The 3,668-nt window shown below is 56.6% G+C and carries 1 protein-coding gene and 2 rRNA genes; all 3 read left to right on the top strand.

The genetic code is table 11. The features are described from left to right. Positions 1–237: hypothetical protein (locus EYA84_RS33695; protein ID WP_236146011.1), on the top strand; the 237-nt coding region annotated here is incomplete at its 5' end. A gap of 103 nt (positions 238–340) precedes the next feature. Continuing rightward, positions 341–3,454, top strand: a 23S ribosomal RNA gene (locus EYA84_RS28600). A 96-nt stretch (positions 3,455–3,550) separates the two neighbouring features. Next, positions 3,551–3,667, top strand: a 5S ribosomal RNA gene (gene rrf / locus EYA84_RS28595). Position 3,668: the final 1 nt, after the last annotated feature.

Genomic DNA, 3,668 nt, shown 5'->3' with positions numbered 1-3,668 from the left:
ATGTCGGGTCGGGGTGCTCAATTGGCGGAGACACTGGCGAGTTTTCTTTCGGCAACGGCCGGCAGGTTCGAGTACGGCCATCTCTTTGCGGGGGTGGTGTGGAAAGAGTTCTGTTGGTGCGGCTGTGGGGGAATGATTAGCACCCTGTTGAGTCCTGAAGGAACAACCCTTGTGGGTGTTGTTTGCTTCAGAACCGATGGTCGGGACGTGATGTTCCGGATTGGTTTCCAGGCATGACCTGGTGTGGCATACCGCCGGCGGTGGTCGGGTTTGGTGTCGCGCTGTGGGTTGTGGGTTGGTTGTTTGTTGAGAATTGCACAGTGGACGCGAGCATCTTTGTGGTCAAGTTGTCAAGGGCGAACGGTGAATGCCTTGGCACCAGGAGCCGATGAAGGACGTGGGAGGCCGCGATAGGCCTGGGGGAGCTGTCAACCGAGCTGTGATCCCAGGGTGTCCGAATGGGGTAACCCGGCATCAGTCATGTGATGTCACCTGCACCTGAACTCATAGGGTGTGTGGAGGGAACGCGGGGAAGTGAAACATCTCAGTACCCGTAGGAAGAGAAAACAAATAGTGATTCCGTGAGTAGTGGCGAGCGAAAGCGGATTTAGGCTAAACCGGTTGCGTGTGATACCTGTCAGGGGTTGCGTGGTCGGGGTTGTGGGACTCTGTGTGGTGAGCTGACACTCATCGAAGAAGTTACAAAACCAGTTGTTAGTCGAATGGTCTGGAATGGCCGACCGTAGACGGTGAAAGTCCGGTAGGTGAAAGCAGCTGGTCTTCTATGGATGTTCCCGAGTAGCGGCGGACTCCTGAAATCTGCCGTGAATCTGCCAGGACCACCTGGTAAGCCTGAATACTTCCTGGTGACCGATAGCGGACGAGTACCGTGAGGGAATGGTGAAAAGTACCCCGGGAGGGGAGTGAAATAGTACCTGAAACCGTTCGCCTACAATCCGTCGGAGCCTTGAGGGGTGACGGCGTGCCTTTTGAAGAATGAGCCTGCGAGTTAGTGGCATGTGGCGAGGTTAACCCGTGTGGGGGAGCCGTAGCGAAAGCGAGTCTGAAGAGGGCGTTTGAGTCGCATGTTCTAGACCCGAAGCGGAGTGATCTAGCCATGGGCAGGCTGAAGCGCGGGTAAGACCGTGTGGAGGGCCGAACCCACCAACGTTGAAAAGTTGGGGGATGACCTGTGGTTAGGGGTGAAAGGCCAATCAAACTCCGTGATAGCTGGTTCTCCCCGAAATGCATTTAGGTGCAGCGTCGCGTGTTTCTTGCCGGAGGTAGAGCACTGGATGGTCTAGGGGGCCCACAAGCTTACCGAAATCAGCCAAACTCCGAATGCCGGTAAGTGAGAGCGCGGCAGTGAGACTGCGGGGGATAAGCTTCGTAGTCGAGAGGGAAACAGCCCAGATCACCAGCTAAGGCCCCTAAGCGTGTGCTAAGTGGAAAAGGATGTGGGGTCGCACAGACAACCAGGAGGTTGGCTTAGAAGCAGCCACCCTTTAAAGAGTGCGTAATAGCTCACTGGTCAAGTGGTTCCGCGCCGACAATGTAGCGGGGCTCAAGTACACCGCCGAAGCTGTGGCATTCACACGTGTGCTTCGCAGGATTCCTTCGGGTTTCTTGTGCAGGTGTGTGGATGGGTAGGGGAGCGTCGTGCCGGGGGTGAAGCAGCCGAGTGATCGAGTTGTGGACGCGGCACGAGTGAGAATGCAGGCATGAGTAGCGAAAGAAGGGTGAGAAACCCTTCCGCCGGATGACCAAGGGTTCCAGGGCCAGGTTAATCCGCCCTGGGTGAGTCGGGACCTAAGGCGAGGCCGAGAGGCGTAGTCGATGGACAACGGGTTGATATTCCCGTACCCGCGAAAGAGCGTCCCTGATGAACCTCGTTGTGCTAACCACCCAAACTGTTTGAGACCTTCGGGTTGATGATGGGGAGCGTGGGAACCTGGCGGGTAGTAGTCAAGCGATGGGGTGACGCAGGAAGGTAGCTGAGCCCGGCCGGTGGTTGTGCCGGGGTAAGCGTGTAGGCCGTGCCATAGGCAAATCCGTGGCGCATGTAGGCTGAGACGTGATGCCGAGCCGATTCAGGTGAAGTCAGTGATCCTATGCTGCCGAGAAAAGCCTCTAGCGAGTTCTTAGCGGCCCGTACCCCAAACCGACACAGGTGGTCAGGTAGAGAATACCGAGGCGATCGGGCGAACTGTGGTTAAGGAACTCGGCAAATTGCCCCCGTAACTTAGGGAGAAGGGGGGCCGGAGACGTGAAGCCCCGCGCGGGTGGAGCGTTGTATGGCCGCAGAGAGCAGGGGGAAGCGACTGTTTACTAAAAACACAGGTCCATGCGAAGAAGTAATTCGATGTATATGGACTGACGCCTGCCCGGTGCTGGAACGTTAAGGGGACCTGTTAGCTCTTCGGGGCGAAGCGGAGAACTTAAGCGCCAGTAAACGGCGGTGGTAACTATAACCATCCTAAGGTAGCGAAATTCCTTGTCGGGTAAGTTCCGACCTGCACGAATGGCGTAACGACTTCCCCACTGTCTCAACCACAGGCCCGGCGAAATTGCAGTACGAGTAAAGATGCTCGTTACGCGCGGCAGGACGGAAAGACCCCGGGACCTTTACTATAGCTTGACATTGGTATCTGAGTTAGCTTGTGTAGGATAGGTGGGAGCCGGTGAACCTCATACGCCAGTATGGGGGGAGGCAATCTTGAAATACCACTCTGGTTGATTCGGGTATCTAACTTCGGACCGTTATCCGGTTCAGGGACAGTGTCTGGTGGGTAGTTTAACTGGGGCGGTTGCCTCCTAAAAGGTAACGGAGGCGCCCAAAGGTTCCCTCAGCCTGGTTGGCAATCAGGTGTTGAGTGCAAGTACACAAGGGAGCTTGACTGTGAGACTGACGGGTCGAGCAGGGACGAAAGTCGGGACTAGTGATCCGGCACTTGCGTGTGGAAGCGGTGTCGCTCAACGGATAAAAGGTACCCCGGGGATAACAGGCTGATCTTCCCCAAGAGTCCATATCGACGGGATGGTTTGGCACCTCGATGTCGGCTCGTCGCATCCTGGGGCTGTAGCAGGTCCCAAGGGTTGGGCTGTTCGCCCATTAAAGCGGTACGCGAGCTGGGTTTAGAACGTCGTGAGACAGTTCGGTCCCTATCCGCCGTGCGCGTAGGATACTTGAGAAGGGCTGTCCCTAGTACGAGAGGACCGGGACGGACGAACCTCTGGTGTGCCAGTTGTCCCGCCAGGGGCACGGCTGGTTAGCTACGTTCGGAAGGGATAACCGCTGAAAGCATCTAAGCGGGAAGCTCGCTTCAAGATGAGGTATCCCACCCACCTTTGGTGGGGTAAGGCCCCCAGCTAGACGACTGGGTTGATAGGCCGGAAATGTAAGCCCGGTAACGGGTTCAGTTGACCGGTACTAATAGGCCGAGGACTTGACTATCAAAGTTGCTACGCGTCCACTGTGTAACTCACAACAAACAAACACACCCCGACACGTTGGTGTTGGTGCGGATTGTGTTTGACATGTTGATAAGGTTACGGCGGTCATGGCGGAGGGGAAACGCCCGGTTACATTCCGAACCCGGAAGCTAAGCCCTCCAGCGCCGATGGTACTGCACCCGGGAGGGTGTGGGAGAGTAGGACACCGCCGGACA

Origin of the sequence: Verrucosispora sp. SN26_14.1, from assembly GCF_004307965.1 — a bacterium.
In the GTDB taxonomy this organism is placed as follows: Bacteria; Actinomycetota; Actinomycetes; order Mycobacteriales; family Micromonosporaceae; genus Micromonospora.
Note: the sequence above shows the minus strand (reverse complement) of the source record. Positions and strands in the feature narration are given on the sequence as shown.